This is a genomic window from Methylobacter sp. sgz302048 (genome assembly GCF_052162025.1).
In the GTDB taxonomy this organism is placed as follows: Bacteria; Pseudomonadota; Gammaproteobacteria; order Methylococcales; family Methylomonadaceae; genus Methylobacter.
In genome coordinates this window covers 189,978-211,321 of the sequence record NZ_CP197401.1, presented here as the reverse complement: position 1 = coordinate 211,321, position 21,344 = coordinate 189,978, and the positions used below count along the sequence as shown (strand labels likewise).

The following is a 21,344-nucleotide window of genomic DNA, read 5'->3' as shown; positions in this document are numbered from 1 at the left end:
CCGTTATTGTGCGTTATTGGCGTTTTTTTGCGCTCTTTCAGTCAACCTGTTTCAATGCGCGCAGCAGCGCAATATGCAATCCAACAGCGTTCAATAATTGATAAGCGACGATTCCGATTGCAATGCCGACAATACCGATTGCATTGAACGCCAGCACTTTTATGCCTGCACAAATGAAAAAATTGACCATCGCAAGCCTGACTACCACGCTCGTCCGGCCCAATGCGTAAAGGCAACTGACCGCCATTTGGCCGGCTACGCCTGCGACCAGCATGCCGCCCATCACCATCATAAGCTGCCACAGCACATCGATTTGCCCGGCGCCGAATTTCCCATAGCCGACCAGCAAAGTCAGCGCCCATTTCCCGCACAAGGCGAAAATACCCCATACAGCCAGCGCCATTGTTCCGGTCAGCAGCAGCTTCTGTCGATAATTTTGCCTAAGCCGGGACGTATCGTTTGACTTCATGCTCCTTGCCGCAAATGCCAGCAAAGGCATGGCGAATACTGTATTGGTAAGCGCCAAAAATATCCCGTAGAGCTGGTTGCCGAAGGTCAGCAAGCTGATACTGCCTGCGGAGCCGAATGAGGCCAAGTAACGGTCAACGACCGGACCGCTTTTGTTGATTAATTCGCCATACAGCAAAGCGCGCATGCGTTGCCAGACCATTTTGGTCAGTGTCCGGTCGTACCTCGAGTGAGTGCGCCAATCGACCCATTGGAACAACATAACAGCCCATAATCCCCAACGTATGACAGCGCCCCAAGCGACCGATACGATGCCATAAACGGGCATTGCATAAAATACGCCGGCCAGCACGACCATACCGGCAATAAATTGTGACAACTCCGGATAAATAAACCGCTGCTCGGCATGATAAGCCGATGTCAACACCGTCGTCAGTCCGCCAAAAACCAGAGTAGCTGACATCACCTCAGCCATTTCAATCGCCAGATCGAGCGCTTGCTTCGAAAGCCCCGGCGACAATAGCGGAACCCACAGATAAGCCGACAAGCTCAACATGGCAGCGATAACCGCAAAGGCAAAAAATGACTGCAGCAGCAAAGATTTTACGTTTGCAGTCAAATTTTCCCCGGCTAACCCTATCAACAAAGGCACCAATACTCTGATCAGGATATCACTGAAAATTGTCAGAGGAATTAAGGTCAGCATCTGCGCCGAAAAATAAGCATCGGTATCGGCGCCTGGGCCGATATAGACCAAAACCAGCCACTGGATGGCCATGGCAATAGCCAAATTCAGAGCGGTCAATCCACCCAGCGAAAAGACAAATTTCATTGCTATTTAAGATGTTATATCAAGAATTGGACTATTTTCAGGCTGAATGGACAACATCCATTCGTTTGATGACTGCCATGCCTGGCCCGAATAGCGGCTATGGGTACGCCGAAGTTTGGCAAAGCCAAGGATCCAGAGCAAGCGCAACGCTTGGGTTGATAACCCGTTGAGCCGTCAGCCTTTGCTGTCTAAAAAACCTCTAGGCTTAAACCCCAGATCCTGTGCCGCCTCTTCATGATCGAAAACCATATCCTGATTCATGCGAGACGCCATTTCAACGGTCAGTGACTTGAATCGGGGCAGGACCCGCAAACACATGACGGCATATTGAAACACGCCTAATGGCAGCGACAACAAAACAGGCGGTTTTCCGATTGATAAAAATATGCGCTCAACCATTGCCCGGTAAGTCAGCCGTTCTTTACCCGACACAACATAAGCGCGGTTTAGCGCCCGCTCTGAAAAAAGCGCCGAACAGCAGGCATCAACGACATCCTCAACATGCACCGGCTGCCGCTTGCCTGTAGCTTTGCCAAGCAAGGGAAAAAAGCCGAAGCGCTCGATAAAATGCGCTATCCTGGCAATGTTCCTGTCCTTGCCGTAGCCATAGATCATGGTCGGCTGGATAATGACCCATTCCACGCCTTGTTTTTCAGCCCAAGCTTTCAAGCTTTCTTCACCGCTGATCAGATGCTCGGCCAGCGCCTGCTCCGATGCATCCCTGGAAGTCTTTTTGGTAAAGCGACTGGTTGAACTCAACGCCACGATACGGCGAATGCCATAGGCTTCCAGCATCGGAAACAACGCTGGCAAAACCCAGATAGGTCCCAGGCTGACCCAATTTTCAATTGCTCGCGTTTCAACAGAATAAGGCGTGGCCACCGGATCGGCCGCGTTCTCATCTAAAACACGCCAACTTAGTTTTGATGCATGACGATCAGGGGTGATTTTCTGAGGTTTGCGCGAAAATGCCGTCATCTCGACATCCAGCCCTGCCAATCTATCCAGGAGACATTCTCCGACAAAGCTGGTCGCACCAATAATCCCTACTTGCCGCTTATCCATTCAACAACCTCAGACGATGCACAATATGACAACTGGTAAAATAAACAACCAGCATGCTGAACCGCAGGCCGATACCCGCGCCGACCAGCCACATTAAAGGCCTTGGATATTGATGGCTGAAAAACTTACGGTAAAAGCGCATCATGCCTTTATGCTTGTGCCATTCCACAAATATGGGACGCGAGCGGCTACACATGCCCTTGTGATGAACCACGTGCGCATCCGGCACAAATAGAATCTTCCATTTTTTCTGACGAAAGCGCATGCACCAGTCCAGATCTTCGCAATGCAGGAAATACGCCTCATCCCACAACCCGACATCTTCAATCGCTTTGCGTTTGACCAGCATGCAGGCCCCGGAGATGGCTTCTATTTCGACAGGATGAACCGGCAACGGCTGCTTATTCAGATGGAAATCAAAAAACAGTTTTGGCCAGCGGTGCTCAAATCGGGATAAACCGAAGGCTCTTACAAAAGAACGCCAAGGTGTGGGAATGGCCCGCCTTCCGCCGCCCTGCTCCCTGCCATCGGGACCAATCAGTAATCCGCCTGCCATGCCGGCCTCGGCGCACTCATGGAACACATCCAACATAGCTTGAATGGCATCGGGATTAAGCTCACAGTCCGGATTAAGAAACAATATGTAGTCGCCTTTGGCAGCCTGCATTCCGATATTGCAAGCTGCGGCAAATCCCAGATTTCGCGAATTCCGGATAATTTTGACGGTTCCCAACAACTCATCCTGGGCGCTCAAGTTCACCAGGCTTTGGTCGGAGGAAGCATTATCCACAACAATGATTTCCCCGACTTGACCTGCCGCGGAACGAATACAGCTCAAAAGCATATCGCCCGCATTATAATTGACAGTCACCAGGGTCACAGCATCAAGTTGTTTACTCATCGACCTCGAACTTCTCTCCGCTGCATTGTCTTGCAGGAATAATTTGATTGTTTAATTAATTGTCAAATCTTGCACACTGATGCAGTGAGCTTCGATTGATTAGAGTGTCACCATTATTCAAATAGTAGCCACTTTACCCACAGAATAACTTTGCCCTATCTGTGCAATTGTGAAGTATATCACTGCCATTAAATTAGAGACTATCAGGACTTATGCATTTTGCCCCGCCGGAATGCCTACCCCTACCGTTGTGTAGGGTCAGTGGATAAACGACTTCCCGCAGATCAAAGCACATCGGCAAAACCCTTTCTGGTCCTTTGAAACCAGATATAACCTGCCCAGGCTATAACACTAGCGACTAACATATACACACCCAAGCTGGTCCAATCAGGCAATCGTCCCCAAATGAGCACATCGCGCGACTGCTCGATAATAAAAGTGAGCGGATTGGCCATGATGACGGGACGGTATTGTTCCGGCAAGGCCGTAACAGGAAAAAACACCGGCGATAAAAACATCATTACCGTGGTAATGATGCCGATGGTTTGCCCGACATCCCGAAGGAATACCCCCAGAGAAGCGAGCATCCAGGCAAGGCCCAGGGCGAGGATAACCAGAGGCAGCAATACGAATGGAATGAAAATTACCGTCCAATGCAGATAGCCGTTAAATATAACAAACGCGGCAAGCAGCACGCTCAAACTGACCAAACTGTGAAACAGCGCCCCTCCCATGCTGACAATAGGCAATATCTCCAGCGGAAACACCACCTTTTTGACATAATTGGCATTGGCCAGAATCAAGCCAGGCGCGCGATTGAGCACTTCGGCAAACAGCCCATGCACAATCATGCCGACAAACAACACCACGGCAAACTGGGTTTTGGTTTCCTCCGCGCCTCCCACGCCCCAACGGGCTTTAAAGACAACCGAGAAAACAAAGGTATATACCACCAGCATGAACACGGGATTGAGAAACGACCAAAACAGTCCCATAACAGAACCTTTATAGCGCCCGACTACTTCGCGCACGGTCATTTGCCTGATAAGCTGCCGGTTACACCATAGGCTTCGTGCCAGCGCCTTGGGTGATGCGGATTGCACGGCATATGGATTCATGGGCATGTTCCGGTTTGTTTCAAAGGTATAGCCTGAATCAAGCAGATGATACCGTTGATTGTAAATTCAATACCCAGATCCGCCGCCTGACTGCCGGTATTGTGGTTGAAACCTTGATAAAATGACATGTAGTTCTCTTGGTGGATGTCTGGACACTTACCCTGCCTAGATTATTTTAGATTGTGCCTCTGGTTTCGCGTAAACCACTTCGGCCAGCAATTTCTTATACAACTGCACATATTGTTCGCCCATTCTTTTCCCGGTAAACAATTTTTCATATCTTTCTCGTGCCGCTTGTCCCATGCGTTTAGCCAGCTGCTCATCCTGATCCAGTTTTTCCATGGCTTCGCGTAACCGTCTTGAATCGGATGGCGGCACTACAAAACCCGTTTCCTTGTCACTATTGACATAGCTGGTGCCTGTGCCGATTTCCGCAGAAATCAAGGGCTTGCCAAACATGGCCCCTTCCAGCAAAGTGACGCCAAAGGCTTCCGAGCGTAGATAAGAAGGAAAAACAATTGCTCTTGATAATCGAATCAGTGCGACTTTTTCTTCATCGCTGACGTAGCCCAGAAACTGGACATTTTCTAAACCCAGTTCACTGGCCTGCTGCCGCAATTCATTCTCTATCGGTCCCGAACCGACGATGACGACCCGCAATGCCGTATTTTTAATGGCTTCAAGCAGAATACGCAGTCCTTTGTAATAACGAAGCACGCCTATAAATAGAAAGAAACCTTCCCCGCATTGCGCCCGAACGGATTCCATCTGTTCGGCATCTACAACCGGATAGCTGGCGTCATCCAATCCGATAGGAATAATCTCCACTTTTTCGGAAAAAGTCCCCAGGACATCGCTCGTTGCAAAGTAATTGGGCGAGGTTGAAACGATACAGTCAACGTGCGTAAGAAAATACTGCTTTAAGGGACGGTATAACGTTAACCAACCCTTCTGCCTGACAATATCGGAATGATAAGTAACAATCGAGGGCTTCTTGACTTGCCCTAACAAATGAAGCAAGTCGGCAAAAGGCCAGGGAAAATGATAATGCACAATATCCGCCCATTCCACCAATTGCTTGAAGCCTGACAATGCACTGATAGACACACTGCATGAAGCAATTTCAAAGGTCCGGTTAAAACGGTAAACATCGGCCTCTTTTCTCGATATGACAGATTGCCCCGATTGCGGACTTAGGGTAAAAACCCTGCTTTCCACATTATGGCATTTGGTATTACGGCAGATCTGCCGAATCACTTCTTCCAGACCGCCCTGGGTATCGGGAAAATAAGTTCTATAAACATGAAGAACTTTCATTAAAACGCCTGTTGCAATCGATTAACTCGCAAAAATAGAAACCGGTGACAGCTATCTATGTAAATGTAGTGCAGATAGCCAATGCTATATAGTCATAGCCTATCACATCCCTGTGCCAGATCAGCAACTGCTTTTTTCATTACGGTATTTCAGCAACTGTTCCTACGTTATTTTAGAAGCTAAGATCTGGCACTGATTGCTTCACGGTAAACTGCAACCGTTTCTTCGGCGCAACGCTGCCAACTGAATCCAGCGGCCCGGGCCAGTCCCTTTTCAATCGCACTGTTACGCCAGATGTCGTCTTCCAGCCCTGCCGCAATCAATCCCGACAGACTATCCACGTCCATTGCCTCGCACATGCCGGCTGCATCGCCCGCGACCTCGGGCAAGGAAGAAGCATTTGAGCAGACCACCGGCACTCCGGAAGCCATCGCCTCCAGTATCGGCAAGCCAAAACCCTCATACAGCGAAGGAAATGCAAACAGACGGGCGCCGGCATAAAGCAAGGGCAAATCCTCGGCAGGCACATAGCCTAAGTAACGTACCCAGCCCTCACGACTGGCCGCCTTGATGCGTTCGTGCAGTTTTTCGCTTTGCCAGCCTTGATAGCCCGTCATGACCAACGGCCATCGCTGCCGCAAGTTCAGAGGCAGTAACCCATAAGCATCGAGCAGGACATCCAGATTCTTACGGGGCTCTATGGTCCCTGCAAAAAGCGTATACCCACCCATGGTTAAACCATAGCGAACGCCTGCTGCAGACCATTCGGCCTGATTGCGAGGATAAAACTCCGGACTGCTGGCCAACGATACGCTACGAATTTTGTCGAGCGGCCAAGAGAAATGCTGCGCGACTTCCTGCCGGGTAAATTCCGAGTCCGTAATCAACATGTCGGCCCTCCGCAATGAAATCGCAATCTGTTTTTGCATGAACCGTACACGCTCCGGCGGATGGCAGTGAGACCAACTATACACCGACAGATCATGAAAAGTGCTGACATTGACGCCGGCAAACCTGGGCAGATAGTAATTAGGCCCATGAAAGACAAAATCCTCAAGCCCAAGCAAAGCGCGCTGCCTTCTCCAGTTCCTGAAACCACTGGCCAGATCCACTACTGTGTGGCTTTTCAGCAGATGTTTTTTTAACTGCCTGACCAGCGACGTTCTGCCATCGTCAACACACGCTGCCGCCGCTGGCAGAGACGGCACAAAACCGGATCCGGACAGCAGCCTCAGATCACCGACATCGTCCAGCTTAGCAAGGTGGCGCACTAATTCAAAAGTATAACGCCCAATGCCTGTCAGAGGGAATCGTACCGGGTCAATCGATACAATAACCTTCATCAACTTTCGACCAACAGCCAGCGCAGCGTATCAACCAAGGCCGGCGACGGAATCTCCCCTACTGTATTAACCAGTTTTGCCGGGCTGCCGCATAAACGGTGAATTTCATTGCTGCGCACAAAGGCCGGGTTTACATTGACCTGCAATTGATGCCCCGTAATCTGGCCCAACAGCTCAATCACGGATTTGAGCGTTACCGGCTTGCCGGAGCAGATGTTATAGACCTCGCCGGGAGTAGCCTTCTGCAGCAATCGCAAATAGGCTTCGCAGACAAAGCGCACATCGTTAAACTCGCGCTCCACATCAAGATTGCCTAGCTCAACCGCCTCTGCCTTCTGCGCAAAATGCGCGACCAGCTTGGGAATGACAAACGACTTGGCCTGCAACGGGCCTGTATAGTTAAAAGGCCGCGCGAAAAACAACGGCAGCCTGTCGAGATAAGTTCTGGCCATATACTCCATGGCCAGCTTGCTCATGGCGTAATGATTGACCGGCGCCGGCGCTTGCTCTTCCGTAATGGGTGACCGCTCGCAGTTACCGTACACATTGGCGCTGCTGGCGATCAAGACACTGCGTGGCGGCTGCGCAAGGGCGGCCAGAGCCTCCAGCAGATTCAGCGTGCCAATCACGTTGACATCGTAAAACGCACTGGCATCGGCGTGCCCGACGAAGCTGATCGCAGCCAGATGAACGACGGCTTCCGGCGCTGCTTCAACTACCTGCTGCCGTACTGCTTCGCGATCTTTGAGATCGGCTTGCAGAGTAATAACCTCGTGCCCACAGGCACGGGCAGCCTTGACAAAGTGCTGCCCGGTAAAACCCTGTCCGCCCGTGACCAGCAGCCTCAAAATGAGAACCCCTGTGTATTGCGGCGCAGATCAGCCTCCACCATCATCTGACACAACTGCTCCAGCGTGGTTTTAGGCGTCCAGTCCAGCTTGGCTTTGGCCTTGGCCGGATTGCCGATCAGCAAGTCCACTTCGGCAGGGCGATAGAATCTAGGGTTAACGCGCACCACCGTTTGTCCTACTTGTAACGCCTTCTCGCCTTGAGCGGAGTCAGAGTTGATAGCTGCAATCATTGCATATTCCTCATCGCCCTGGCCTTTAAACTCAAGCTCTACACCAATCGCCTTGAACGCCATGCGTACAAAATCACGCACGGTTTCCGTGCGATTGGTCGCCAGCACGAATGTATCGGGCTCATTAGCCTGCAATATGCGCCACATGCCTTCCACATATTCCTTTGCGAAACCCCAATCACGCTTGGCATCCATATTGCCGAGTTCCAGAACATCCAGCTTGCCCAGGCTGATCTTGGCTACTGAATCGGTGATCTTGCGCGTAACGAATTCGCGGCCGCGCAAAGGGCTTTCATGGTTGAACAAAATGCCGCTGGAACCAAAAATGTCATAACTTTCGCGGTAATTGACCGTCATCCAGTGCGCATAGAGCTTGGCCACACCATAAGGGCTGCGCGGGTAAAACGGGGTATCTTCCACCTGGGGAATGGCCTGAACCTTACCGAACATCTCGGATGTGGACGCTTGATAAAACCGGATCTTCGGATTAACCAGACGAATGGCTTCCAACAAGTTCAATGCACCAATGCCGGTAATCTGGGCAGTGGCGCTAGGCTGTTCAAAACTCACACCGACAAAGCTTTGCGCTGCCAGGTTGTAAATTTCATCCGGCTGCACCTTCTGCACCAGCGCGATGCTGGAACCCAAATCCGTCAGATCATATTCCACCAGATGCAAATTGGGATGGTTCTGGATACCCAGCTCTTCTATGCGCCAGAAGTTGACGGAACTAGTGCGGCGGTAAGTGCCGTAGACGGTATAGCCTTTGCCGAGCAGAAGCTCTGATAGGTAAGCACCGTCTTGGCCGGTAATGCCTGTAATAATTGCTTTCATATTTATTACTTTTTAATGATTGGTTAGTAGAATCGTTTTACACTTTAGAGCTTAACCATTCATTATCGCTTTGATTGGTTAAAGCTATTAACATATTATTTAGCCGCTTGCCGAGCTTCGAGTATTTATGTGCTTCGCGCCATTTTTCAGCATTCTGTTTGTTTTTTATGGCGGTTTCGTTATTGGCTGTTATATCTTCAATAATATTGGCTATTCCATTCGCCAGGTCTTGAGGCATACAACCTGGCAATTTTAATACTGCCCGACTGACATCGTCGAAAATGGCTAAGGGAGTGACGGCTACAGGTTTACCAGATGCCAATCCATAACGTACAGCAGCACTTGATGATTCGCCAGTTTCCTGATACGGAAAAACAATCAAGTCAGCAGAACTTAAATATAGAAGGCTTTGCTCATCAGGCAAGAAATCTGAAATGATCTCAACATATGACTCCATGCCTAGCTTAGCTACTTTATCCTTAGCTTGCCTAACCATTTCCGCCGACTCCGGAATAGGGTATTCGGCGTTAATCATTTTAAGTTTTACATACCGTCCTGAATCGGCAAGTAACTTCACAGCATCAATCAATTCCAGAAGTCCCTTGTGTGGTAAGAAAAACCCATAAGAGGCAATTGTAAACTGATCGTGTAATTCTTCAGTTGTATTAAAAACCTTATCAAGAACGCCATGCGGAAAAAGAGCTACATTATCGATCAAACCCTGTGCCTTGAGACGATTAAGATCACCAGGCGCATGCACTAGTAGGCGGTGGCATTTCTTTAATGCCGGAACCATTTTTCCTAACCGCTTTTCTGGAATATGCACAGGATCAGTGGTTGAATGTAACATAAGAATGACTGTTCTTCCTTGTCCTATTTGGTCTTCCAAAAATCTCGAAAAATGGTCAAAATTAAAAAAACCATAATTGAATTGAATGACTAAAGTATCTAACGCATTTTTTTCAATAGCCTGCGACAAATCCTCCAGCAAATCAGTTTCACCTGCAAGCCAACAACGTGAAACATTATATGAATCTTGTTGTGTCTGTACATCTGCATGAGCGGCAAGAACAGTTACCCTTTGCGGCATTGCATCAATCAGATGCTTGGAATAAGCTGCTATTCCACATTTTGTATTCCAGGTAGTTATCCACCCTATCTTTGGGTCTCTTAATAACTGTGATTTGGCAAACGATCTTGCCGAATCTACTAAACGTTGTGCTACATCTGTCCACTTAAACTTCTGCAAAAGCAGCTCCCGCCCCCGTTGCGGTTTTTCCGCTCTTGCTTGCGGTGACAATTCGTATACTTTCCGCATAAGCTCGGCGAGATGCGCTTGATTTGGCTCTGCCCATACAGAATTGAATAATTCAAAGTGGGTATCCGCATTGGTAAAAGTGTAATCCACTAGCCATGCAGTTTCAGGCGAACAAAAGTCCAACTGCCCACCCCAACCTGTCGTAATTACCGGCAACCCGGAAAGCATAGCTTCTGCAAACGGCAGTCCAAAACCTTCAGCGCGACTTGGCCCAACTAAAGCATGGCATTGCTCATAAATTGATTTTAGCTGGGAGTCACTCAAATCTTCCTCAATAATGAGGACATCTGGATAATCCGGATATGCTTGCTTTGCATCAGCAAGCCATTTATGCACTTCGTTATGGGGATTAGCAAATGTTTTGATAATTAAAATCACATCATCTTTTTTGCTGAAAGCCTGTCCATAGGCTTTCAGCATGACATCCGCACCTTTTCTGGGAAAACAGGATGATACATGGAGGAAGCGAAATCCCAGCTCTTTTAATTTATAGCTTTTATCGGATTTAATGCGTTCCCAATGATCGACACCGCAGCCAGACGTAGTCATCGGAACAGTCACTCCGTGATCCAGCATTATCTTTTGCACATGTGCAGACAAACAAGTCATCCCTTGTAAGTGCTGACTGAAATTATCTGCCCAGCCTTGTGGATAACCTGATTCTTCCCACGCATAATGATGAAGCAGATTCATGCGGCTTTTCATATCTTCAACCCGAGGTGGGTAGAGATTACGGCTTGTAATATCAGCTTGCTCCTGCGTAATTTCTTGTGATTTGGCATGCAGCTTAGCAATAGCAGGGTTTAACTTTAAAAACTGCGGATTTGGCTCAAAATCACCAGGGCCTTCTGTCGAATGTAGCACCACATTGTGGCCCAAAGCATCCAATGCTAAAGCTGTCTCACGATTTAACAAGGCTAAACTGTAGGAACTATCGAAAGGGCCTTCCAAACGCCAAGTGAGCTTTTCAGGCAGCATCGAACTTCGGCCAAGGCTTTCAAATTGCTTAAAATTTAAAGCCAAAACTTGCGTGATCAATTTCAATTCTGCATCTGGAACTGATTCAGCCCTAATAATTTCTGCAATATTCGCTAATAAATGTTGGCAGCTAATATCAGTACCTAAATGGGACCAATCTATATTGAAAGAACGTCGATAGATCGCTCCATCTACCTTGAATTCTCCCACCATCGCATCAGTTACAGCATTGGATATTCGTATGACGTTGCCGATCTCAGCAAGAGTCTCTAGCCAATTATCGTGCAACTGTTTCACTGTATCGGGAAATGCCTTCGGCAAATCCGTCAATAAAAGATCATAAACTGTGAACCAGATTTGTACTCCATAATTCCGTATGCGCTCCAAATCAGCTCGGCGAGGGATTACTAATTGATGAGATAAACCGAGGCAAAGAAATATGTCACTGGCATGGTACTCAATAACATCATCCTCTAGAGTAAGCTCGGGCAAATTGAGAAAATTAAGCGTAAAGCGGCGCGCATAGCGATAGCCTTGGTGTGGAGTAGCATAGACTGGCTCCACTCGATAACCCTCGGGCGGATTGACAAGCAATTCCTTCAAAGTGCTGAGCGCAACACGCTGATTGCCGCGTTGCATCATTTCCGAAACGTCCACCAGCAGTTGACGGGAGGCAATACGGGGAGGAATAGCAAGAGCCACTGATTCTGCCAGCGAAACCCAAGAATGCGCTTCTTTTGGCATTGGATCAAGATGAGTTACAGCATGAGCTAACGCAGATACGCCCGTATACTCAGCCCTATACACTGTCTCAATTGCCTGAGCATACTGATCAGCGCAACTCCGAGGAGCATGATACTCAAGAATAATTTCCCGCGCCTTTTCCCCTAATTGCTGTCGGTATGAAGGATCACTCCACAGCGTTTCCAGAGCCGCTATTAATTCCGCATCATCAAATTCATCCGGAAGCTTTAGCACTCCATCATCGGGCAAATCTGCCATGCTACCGTTAGCATTAACAATCGTCGGGAGGCTGAAATTCATGCAATCCAGCACAGCTGCCGACGTTTCGCCACGGGACAGCGTGCGCAGTTGCACACCAATATCTGCCGCCGCTAGGTAATGATGAAAAGTATCGGCATCCGCCCAGCCAGTGATGCGTATGCGCTTATCCAAGCCACTGCGGCGGATTGTAGTAATTAGCTCCGCTCCATAGTCACCGCCGTGATTTTCACCAACGAATATCAATACACAATTAGCGCTCTTAGCCAGCTTCGAAGCCAGCCACGCATTGAGCAAACGATGGTTCAGCTTGATCGGCCCCAACAGACCAAAACTGCACACAACAAAATCGTCATGATTCAATTTCAACTGACGACGCGCTTCAGCTCGGTCAATCCCATGCTCTGGTACACGTAGAAGTGGAATAATAGCCCAATCGTCCGCCACACCTTTACCGTACCACTGATCAGCTAATCGTTTGGAGTTTTGAGAATGCACCACCACACCTAATGCACTCCGGAGTACTCCAAGGTTGCACGGATAATGCCAAACTGCTTCCGTATTGTCAGATGCATGAAAATGTTTCTGCACGGCCTCATAGCCATGGCTTTGGTAAAGAACCTTTACCCAAGAGTTAGGCTGATACCCAGCAAAATCCATATTGGCCAGGATGCTAGACAAGAAAAAGTCATGCAGCACAACAACACCCGGCACATCTTCCAATAAGCCAAACATATGCTGATGGAAATGAGAATTGCCAAAATGGTATAGCACACGGTCATAAGTGTCCGCGTGTTCTCTAAACCATGCGACTGTACGTAGCGTGGAATTGGCATTGACCCATATGTCTGACACAGCCTCCTGCGCCACAATTACGTCAATATCGTAATGTCGTGAAAGTTCAGGCAAAAGATCAGCACTATAATCACTAATACCGCTACGCTCTGGCGGCAGAGGTGATATGTAAGCCAGCCTTGGACGACGGCCGGAAATAATATCCGTTAAATTCTGGCTGTTCCTTTTAACATGCAATGCCTCGAAAGCGGTTATTGCCTGTTTTGCACTAGTATCCCAAGAAAAGCATTTAGCCTGCTCCAAACCATGCTGCTCCAGCTCTGCCCGGAAGACATCTTTAGTAAGCACTTCTTCGAGCTTTTCAGCAATGGACTTGTCACTCATCGGGTCAAACAGTGCATCACCTCTGCCAATCACTTCCGGCAGGCTGGATGTGTTGGCACCAATTACAGCGCGACCGCATGACATAGCCTCCAGCGCCGGCAAGCCGAATCCTTCGTGCCACGATGGGAAGACGAAAGCTTTGCACAAATTATAGAGAGCCAACAAATCTTCTTCAGGCACAAACCCGGTCAGCACCAGCTCATCTGATTTCAGTCCCTGTTCCTTAGCCAACTTCTCAAGCGTAGCTCGACTGGCAGGTTGAATGGAACAGACAATGGCCAGTTGATGAGCGTCGCGAATGCGTTTAGGCAAGATCGCATAAGCGCGAATAAGACCTTCTATGTTCTTCCGGTGGTCAATACCACCTGTATACATCACGAATGGCCGATTTAAGCCGTAACGCCGGCGAACCTCCTGCTCTTTCTCGCAATCGATTTGCTGCGGCTGAAAATGCTGGTCGGCCGCCGTCGATATATTGACACACGCCTCATCCGGAAAACCAAGGTATTGAATTCCTTCCTGCCGAGATGATTCAGAAATGGCGAGTAACAGATTCGCTCGGCGCAAATGGTCAAGTTTATTCTCGTACCAGACTTCGACCACTGGATTTTCCAGATAAGGCCGACGCTGAATCAGCGGGATCAAGTCATACAGAATAACAGCTGTTGGTATGGTAAGGCTCAGCATGCCTATGCTGGTGACAGAATCGTCGCTTAAGCCTTCAAATAAACTGCTGACAAGTACAATATCTGGTTTAAGACTAGCCAAAAAAGCTTCGCGAACTAGTTCAGCACTACGGCGACGATAACCATTTTCATTGCTCGCACTAAAAACCGGCCCTGGAACTTGCCAAACACGAATATTTTCTTGCGGCACCAAACCCTTGAATACAGTGCGTATCGTTTCGATCGTATCGGGAAATAAACCGTTGAGAGCGAGAAATACCTCATGTTCTCCACGATTGCGAGCAATCGCTTGTACCAGCGACAGTGTATAGCGACCAATGCCACGATTACGCGAATCCGTAGACTGTGCGCCTTGCATGTCAATCACAATACGCATCAGTTTTTCCTCGTGCCAATAGATTTTTTGAGATCATTGTAAATGCGGGCTGCACGAGGCGAGAGATTATCCATCGACTCCTCTTGCATATTCGATGAATACATGGCCGTAGCAGCGCCTTGAGAGTCAGAGCCACAGGAGTGACTCACTGTTGATGTCATGTCCCCACCAATTATCAAGCCTGATCTCATGGCAAATAAACGTAGATGTTGTTTAAGTTGAGGGTATTTTTCTAGCTGATTTAACACGCGATTTTTTATGCCTGGATTATTGAGGATCTTCCGCATAACCCATACCATGAAAGGCTTGATCATCCGCTTTGGCAAGCGAATGCCCCACCTTATTATGCGCACCGGTGAAGCCAGAAGCCTCTTGGTGACTCGCATCAATTTACGCAAGGGCCAAGTGATACGCCAGAATGTGCTGGCATAAATGCGTTGCTGTTCCTGATTGAGCCGGTCAGCAATTGTCCACCAATGATGAACTGTCTGATTAAGTTCATGAACTTTGGCATTAGACTCGTCTAATTTACCTTGAAGCCATTGGGCATGGGCTTGCAATCGAGCATTAGTTGCATCTAATTCGCTTTGCAGCCATTGAGCATGAGCTTGTAATTGAGCGTTGTGTTCATTGGCGGCAACTAGATCAGAGACAAGATGCTCTTTTTTCTGCTGATCAGATGCAAGCTGTACTTCTAACTGCCCCATGCTTCTGCTTAGTTCTTCGATTCGCTGCCTTGCAGTATCCCATCCATTCTGTAGCCATTGAGCATGGGCTTGCAATCGAGTGTTAGTCGCATCTAATTCACTTTGCAACCATTGGGCATGGGCTTGCAATTGAATGTTGTGTTCATTGGCAGCATTAATTTGAGCCGCTGATGCTTGCTCACTTGCCTGATGTGCTGCTATCAGCCCTTGGCACAATGTTGAGCTTGCCAAGCCGCTTAGTTCTACACGATCAAATACATTAGGTGGAGAGGAAAACGCCTCAGCAAGTTCGGCATGCTCTCTGGCTACATAAAAACGGTTGAGCCCATCAAAATAGACAAACTGATACTCTGCCGCTGTTAAAATGGGTTCCCAGCTTGTATAGCCAGTTTCTGATGAGCTAGGAATGGTAGCTTCTACAACCATAACCCAAGGGCGCAAAACTTGGCTGTCCCAGCCTTTGAGTACTTGTTCTTCAAGCCCTTCAACATCGATTTTTAGCCAATGGACATCTTTACCCACTAACGATTCAGTTGCTGTTTTCAATGTTAAAACAGGCACTTGGATACGTTGAGGCACATAGCCTCTCTCAATCCGATGGAGCTGCGCGTACTCATCCACAGCGGTACTTAAACCCGTATCAGGAATGACATTAAGTTCAAGCATACCTTCGACATCTGCCAATGCCACTTGCAACACCGTTTCATCAGGTCTGTCTTTTCGCAAAAGCTCAGCATAGGCGGGAACTGGCTCAATGTGAACACCGCGCCAACCGTGCTCATAAAAGGCCTTGCTGACAGAATCAACTACAGGATGCTGGGCTCCTACATCAACATAAACACCATTTTTCACATGCTTAAGCGCACGCCAAAGCATCACATCTTCAAAATTTTGGGCATATGAGACAAGACTCATTGAGCATATTCCTCTTGCTGGCGAAAGATGGAAAACTGAGCATCAAGCCAGTTACTACCGATGAAATACTCTTGATTCATATTGATTACATCAAACACAAGAAGGTTATCTACCCATTCATAGTTGTCGGTTAGATGTGTATCAGAGCTAACCAATGCCGGGGATACAGAGTAAGAACCAGGCCCTAAGGTGCAAGTAAAGGGCAATCTGAAGACAACTGTTTCGCCAGATTTGACATCCTTTTGTATTTGGCGAGTGTGCCATGTATTAGTGCCCCATATTACATGGCCTTGTTTATCGCGGATCATATAACCGAGTACCAGACTGGGTATATCCGCGTGAATGGATGCTTCCAACCGCAGTTCCACGGCTTGCCCGACTTGGGCAGCGGCTAACTCGGCGCCTGAAGCGGCATCCAGCAACTGAAGCTTTTTAACGCGCGCCTCGCCGGTACCGCTCTTGGTCAGCAACCAGCCATTTTTTTCACGGCGCTGCTCAACATTCAGTTTCGCGTTTTCTTTTTCGGCGATAAGCGCGTTGTAATAATCGACAACTTCGTCAGGCTGACCGTCTTTGAGCACACGCCCTTTATCCAGCAAAATAGCGCGATCACACAAGGTGCGGATATCCCCCATGCTGTGGGTGACGAGCATTATGGAAACGCCTTCTTCCTTGAATTGACGCATGCGGTCAAAACTTTTATGTTGAAAGTAGCTATCCCCCACTGACAGCGCCTCATCCACAATGAGCAGATCAGGTTTAAAAGCCGTCGCCACACTGAACGCCACACGCATTTGCATACCGCTGGAGTAAGTGCGCACAGGCTGGTCAAAGTACTCCCCGACTTCGGCAAATGCCTCGATTTCGGGCATCGCTCGTTCGATTTCAGCCTGGCTGTATCCCATAAGCCCGGCGGAGTGATAGGCGTTCTGCCGCCCCGTCAGATCGGGGCTGAAGCCCATGCCCAGCTCCAGGATTGCCGCCACGCGCCCACGCAATTGCACTTGACCTTGCGTAGGACTGGTGGTGCCGGTAATGAGCTTGAGCAGAGTACTTTTGCCGGCGCCATTCTGACCGACGACGCCTATAGCTTCGCCGGGGCCGATGGAAAAGCTTACGTCTTTGAGAACCCAGTGCTCTTCACGAGGCGCGATGAATGGAAAAAACCACGAAGCCACTCGCCGCCATTCGCTACCCCACTGGCGGTAGGATTTCCCCAAATTTTGTACATGCAACTCACCGCTCATAATTGGTCCACCATTTCAGAACTGGCTTTACGAAACAAAAACAGAGCAAAAGCGAGCAGAGTCATTGCAATAAGAGCGATTACGCCTAAACCGGCCCAATCGGGCGCATGGTTATATAGCAGTATATTTTGGTATCCAGTAATTATGGGAATCATGGGATTAAATTCAAGCCAGTCTCGATATTCTTCCGGAATAATATTAACCATGTATACAACAGGAGTGAACCAGAACAGAAATTGCATAATGACAGGCACGACTTGTCCGATATCGCGCATAAAGACGTTGAGCACGCCCAAGGCCAGGCCCAACCCAAGCGCCAGTGCGATATTGGCTACCATGAGCACAGGCAGCCAGAAAACCTCTACGCCGGGCATGTGCCCCAGCGCACCGAAAATCGCTAAAATGGCGACAAAGAGTAAAGTATTGTTGACCAAAGCACTGCCGGTAACGATAAGCGGCAAAGCAATCTTCGGGAATACCAGTTTCTTGAGGAGATTGCCGTTATCAATAAACAGCGTCAGACAGCGGTTAACGATTTCAGCAAACAAAGACCAACCCAAAGTGCCCGACATCAGATAGATGGCATAGGCATATTGGTTATCGATGCCGGGCAGCTTGGCCGACAATACGGCCGACAACACAAAGGCAAAAATAAGCACCTGCGAAAGCGGGTGCAGAATCATCCAAAGACCGCCTAATTTACTGCGTATGAATTTAGTCTGTAATTCGGTTTTAATGGATGAAAAAATAAAAAAGCGATAACGCCAAGCGGCAGACAGCATTCCGAACATCAAGCGTTTTTCCGGATAAGTGATTCAACTTCAGCAAGCCGTTCCTGTACGGCTGATGGATTGGATCGGGTTTCAATATTCAAGCGCAGCAGCGGTTCAGTGTTTGAACTGCGCAAATTAAGTCGCCAATCGGCAAATTCCAGACTGAGACCGTCAGTCGTGTCTACACGTGCATGCGAATCAGCATAGTGATCGCGTACTGCCTGCAACGCCGCTTCGGCATTAGCAACTGTGTAATTGATCTCGCCACTGCACGGATAGGCCTGAATGCGTTCGCCCACCAGTTGCGATAAAGGTTTGCCGCTATGACAGATCAATTCGGCTACCAGCAGCCAGGGTATCATACCGCTGTCGCAGTAGGCAAAATCACGAAAATAGTGATGAGCGCTCATTTCACCGCCATAAATGGCATTTTCAGCGCGCATGCGTTCTTTAATAAAGGCATGCCCCGTTTTGGACTGGACGGGAATGCCACCTGCGCACGTCACAACGTCAATCGTATTCCAGGTCAGGCGCGGGTCATGGATGATTTTTTCGCCGGGGTGCTTAGCCAGAAAGGCGGCCGCCAACAGTCCGACGATGTAATAGCCTTCAATAAATTCGCCGTTTTCATCGAATAAGAAGCAGCGGTCGAAATCACCGTCCCAGGCAATGCCCATATCGGCTTGATGGGCTTTGACAGCCTGCGCCGTCGCGGCGCGGTTTTCGGGCAGCAAGGGATTGGGAATGCCGTTCGGGAAAGTGCCGTCGGGCTGATGATTGACTTTGATAAACGTAACCGGCACGCCTTGCTGCTCAAATACCGCCTCTATCGCGTCAATAACATGGCCGGCCGCACCATTGCCGGCATTGACAACCAGCTTAAGAGGCTTCAATGCGGAGGCATCGATATAAGTCAACAAATGCTCAACATAAGGGTCGAGAATGGATTGTCGGGTCAGCGTGCCGCGCGTGACTGCCGGTTCGAACTGATTAGCTTCGGCCAGCGCCTGAATAGCCTTCAACCCTGTATCGCCGCTGATAGGCTGAGCATCGCGGCGCACCAGCTTCATGCCGTTATAATCCATGGGGTTATGGCTGGCAGTCACTTCGATGCCGCCGTCAACATCCAGATGGAACGCGGCAAAGTACACTTCTTCGGTGCCGGTCATGCCGATATCGATCACATCGGCGCCGCCATCCATCAAGCCATTGGCCAGAGCCTGCTTGAGAGGCTCGCTGGTGAGGCGGATATCGCCTCCGACAGCAACCCGCTTGGCGCCTAGATGCTGCGCATAGGCGCGGCCAATGCGGTAGGCAATTTCTTCATTGAGCTCTTCGCCCAAACGCCCGCGAATGTCGTAGGCTTTAAAACAAGGTAACTTCATGATGCAACCCGACCATATTTATCATCGAAACGGACGATATCATCCTCGCCCAGATATTCACCGCTCTGCACTTCAATCATGATCAGATTGACTACCCCCGGATTTTCCAGGCGGTGTTTGTGTCCGGCTGGAACACATATAGACTCGTTAGTATTGACGAATAGCTCTTGATCGCTATTGACCACTTTCGCCATGCCGCTAACCACAATCCAGTGTTCGCTGCGGTGGTGATGCAATTGCAAGCTGAGACTGGCGCCCGGCTTGACTTCGATGCGCTTGATCTTGAAGCGCGGCCCTTCTTCCAGAACGGTGTAAGTCCCCCAGGGACGATAGACGGTCCTGTGAAGTTTATGGGCTTCGTGACCCTGCGTTTTAAGGCCGGCATAAAGATGTTTGACATCCTGGGCACGATCACGGTCCGCAACCAACAGCGCGTCCGGCGTATCGATAACGATCAGATTGTTGACGCCCACGGCGCCGATAATGCGCCCATTGCTTTTAATATAGCAGTTGCTCACATCATGCAGCAGCGCTTCGCCTTCAATGCGGTTGCCTCGCGCATCGGGCTCGGACAGATCGCCCAGTGCGCTCCAGGAACCGATGTCGCTCCAACCGATGCTGCAGGGCACGACCGCGACATTGCCGGATTTTTCCATCACGGCATAATCAATGGAATCGTCGGGCACTGAATCAAAGGCTTCCGGATTGAGCTCGACCTGCGTAAAGCCTTTGCCTTCGGCCCTGCGGGATTGCTCCATGCAGGCGCGGACAGCGGACAATATCGCCGGGCAATGTTGTTCCATTTCATGTATCAGCGTACCGGCGGCAAAGCAGAACATACCCGAATTCCAGAAATAGCGACCTGACTCGACATATTCCCTGGCTTTATCAAGGCTGGGTTTCTCTACGAAACGCAAGACGGCATTGCCTTCGGCTTCAATATAACCGTAGCCGGTTTCAGGTGCTTCGGGCCGAATGCCGAAAGTGACAAGCTTGCCCTGCTGAGCAAGCTGCTGGGCCTGCGCCACAGCCTCGGCAAAAGCCGGCTGATCAACAATCAGATGGTCGGCGGCCAACACCAGCAAAAGAGCATCTTGTCCATGGGTTTTCGCCACTTGCAGCGCGGCTGCGGCGATAGCCGGAGCCGTATTGCGGCCAAAAGGTTCGAGAATGAAACTATTGCCAAGATGTTTATAAGTGCTGCCGGCCACTTGGCGATACTCGTCCTCGGTTTTGAAGAAAAGATCGCGATTGGTAACCGTAAGCACTTCGGCCACTCCCGGCAACGCTGCGCCGCGCAGCCAAGCCTTCTGTAGAAGACTTTGCCCATCGGCCAGACGAATGAAGGGTTTGGGATGCGACTCACGGGAAACAGGCCAAAGACGTGATCCTGCACCGCCACATAGTATCGTTGGTATTATTTTTAAACCCATTTTTTTCTAAATTTTTTAGATGGCTCTGCAATGTCTGTGCCCCACACGGCACATAAAACATGGCGCTTAACTAATTGATTTTCCATCAATACTACAAGTCGAGCATTTCCAACCAAAGTAATGAATTTAACTGTGAAATTCGACTGAGAAATATTGAAACCCAAAAGCAGCGGCAGATAGGACCTTGCATTATACCTTTAGAAGAAGAAAGCGAGCAATAACCCTGAGGCTGTGAAACAGGATTGCCTCAATTAAAAAACGGAGCGGATTATTTGTTAGAAAAACTTTACAATTACAAAGAGACATACGCAATAAATTTCCTCTATGGATTCTCTGTTTGCAATATTTGCAATATCTGCAATTTTTATAATTTTGTTAAATGATCT

General features: G+C 49.0%; 15 protein-coding genes. All 15 read right to left on the bottom strand.

The window, feature by feature from the left end; translation table 11 throughout:
- Window positions 1-37: 37 nt before the first annotated feature.
- Window positions 38-1,300: a lipid II flippase MurJ gene (locus ACTNE6_RS00980; RefSeq protein ID WP_442498306.1), complete on the bottom strand. Its 1,263-nt coding sequence runs from the start codon at window positions 1,298-1,300 to the stop codon at window positions 38-40.
- Between the two features lie 174 nt (window positions 1,301-1,474).
- Window positions 1,475-2,365, bottom strand: a complete 891-nt coding sequence (locus ACTNE6_RS00975; RefSeq protein ID WP_442498305.1) for an NAD-dependent epimerase/dehydratase family protein — start codon at window positions 2,363-2,365, stop codon at window positions 1,475-1,477.
- Window positions 2,358-3,266: a glycosyltransferase family 2 protein gene (locus tag ACTNE6_RS00970; RefSeq protein WP_331816571.1), complete on the bottom strand. Its 909-nt coding sequence runs from the start codon at window positions 3,264-3,266 to the stop codon at window positions 2,358-2,360. The genes ACTNE6_RS00975 and ACTNE6_RS00970 overlap by 8 nt, the downstream gene beginning before the upstream one ends.
- 284 nt (window positions 3,267-3,550) lie before the next feature.
- Window positions 3,551-4,384, bottom strand: a complete 834-nt coding sequence (locus tag ACTNE6_RS00965) for an ABC transporter permease (RefSeq protein ID WP_194969603.1) — start codon at window positions 4,382-4,384, stop codon at window positions 3,551-3,553.
- On the bottom strand, window positions 4,381-4,512 hold the full coding sequence (locus ACTNE6_RS00960) for a hypothetical protein (protein WP_255528667.1): 132 nt from the start codon (window positions 4,510-4,512) through the stop codon (window positions 4,381-4,383). Before ACTNE6_RS00960 ends, ACTNE6_RS00965 begins: the two co-directional genes overlap by 4 nt.
- A gap of 37 nt (window positions 4,513-4,549) precedes the next feature.
- Window positions 4,550-5,701 (bottom strand): glycosyltransferase, encoded by a 1,152-nt coding sequence (locus ACTNE6_RS00955; protein WP_331816576.1) that lies wholly within the window; start codon window positions 5,699-5,701, stop codon window positions 4,550-4,552.
- 179 nt (window positions 5,702-5,880) lie between these two features.
- Window positions 5,881-7,044, bottom strand: coding sequence for a glycosyltransferase family 4 protein (locus ACTNE6_RS00950; RefSeq protein WP_442498304.1), 1,164 nt, complete (start codon window positions 7,042-7,044; stop codon window positions 5,881-5,883).
- Window positions 7,044-7,892 carry a GDP-mannose 4,6-dehydratase gene (locus ACTNE6_RS00945; RefSeq protein WP_442498303.1) on the bottom strand — a complete coding sequence of 283 codons (849 nt, stop codon included), beginning with the start codon at window positions 7,890-7,892 and terminating at the stop codon, window positions 7,044-7,046. Before ACTNE6_RS00945 ends, ACTNE6_RS00950 begins: the two co-directional genes overlap by 1 nt.
- The gene (gene gmd, locus ACTNE6_RS00940) at window positions 7,889-8,959 is read right to left on the bottom strand and encodes a GDP-mannose 4,6-dehydratase (protein ID WP_442498302.1); all 1,071 of its coding nucleotides are present in this window, start codon (window positions 8,957-8,959) and stop codon (window positions 7,889-7,891) included. Before gmd ends, ACTNE6_RS00945 begins: the two co-directional genes overlap by 4 nt.
- Before the next feature lie 37 nt (window positions 8,960-8,996).
- Window positions 8,997-14,498 carry a glycosyltransferase gene (locus ACTNE6_RS00935; RefSeq protein WP_442498301.1) on the bottom strand — a complete coding sequence of 1,834 codons (5,502 nt, stop codon included), beginning with the start codon at window positions 14,496-14,498 and terminating at the stop codon, window positions 8,997-8,999.
- Window positions 14,498-16,120, bottom strand: coding sequence for an FkbM family methyltransferase (locus ACTNE6_RS00930; RefSeq protein ID WP_442498300.1), 1,623 nt, complete (start codon window positions 16,118-16,120; stop codon window positions 14,498-14,500). The genes ACTNE6_RS00935 and ACTNE6_RS00930 overlap by 1 nt, the downstream gene beginning before the upstream one ends.
- Entirely contained in the window at window positions 16,117-17,367 is a 1,251-nt protein-coding gene (locus ACTNE6_RS00925) for an ABC transporter ATP-binding protein (protein ID WP_442498299.1), read from the bottom strand. Before ACTNE6_RS00925 ends, ACTNE6_RS00930 begins: the two co-directional genes overlap by 4 nt.
- Entirely contained in the window at window positions 17,364-18,149 is a 786-nt protein-coding gene (locus ACTNE6_RS00920; RefSeq protein ID WP_442499726.1) for an ABC transporter permease, read from the bottom strand. The genes ACTNE6_RS00925 and ACTNE6_RS00920 overlap by 4 nt, the downstream gene beginning before the upstream one ends.
- Before the next feature lie 8 nt (window positions 18,150-18,157).
- Window positions 18,158-19,525, bottom strand: a complete 1,368-nt coding sequence (locus ACTNE6_RS00915; RefSeq protein ID WP_442498298.1) for a phosphomannomutase CpsG — start codon at window positions 19,523-19,525, stop codon at window positions 18,158-18,160.
- On the bottom strand, window positions 19,522-20,958 hold the full coding sequence (locus ACTNE6_RS00910; protein WP_442498297.1) for a mannose-1-phosphate guanylyltransferase/mannose-6-phosphate isomerase: 1,437 nt from the start codon (window positions 20,956-20,958) through the stop codon (window positions 19,522-19,524). Before ACTNE6_RS00910 ends, ACTNE6_RS00915 begins: the two co-directional genes overlap by 4 nt.
- Between the last annotated feature and the right edge of the window lie 386 nt (window positions 20,959-21,344).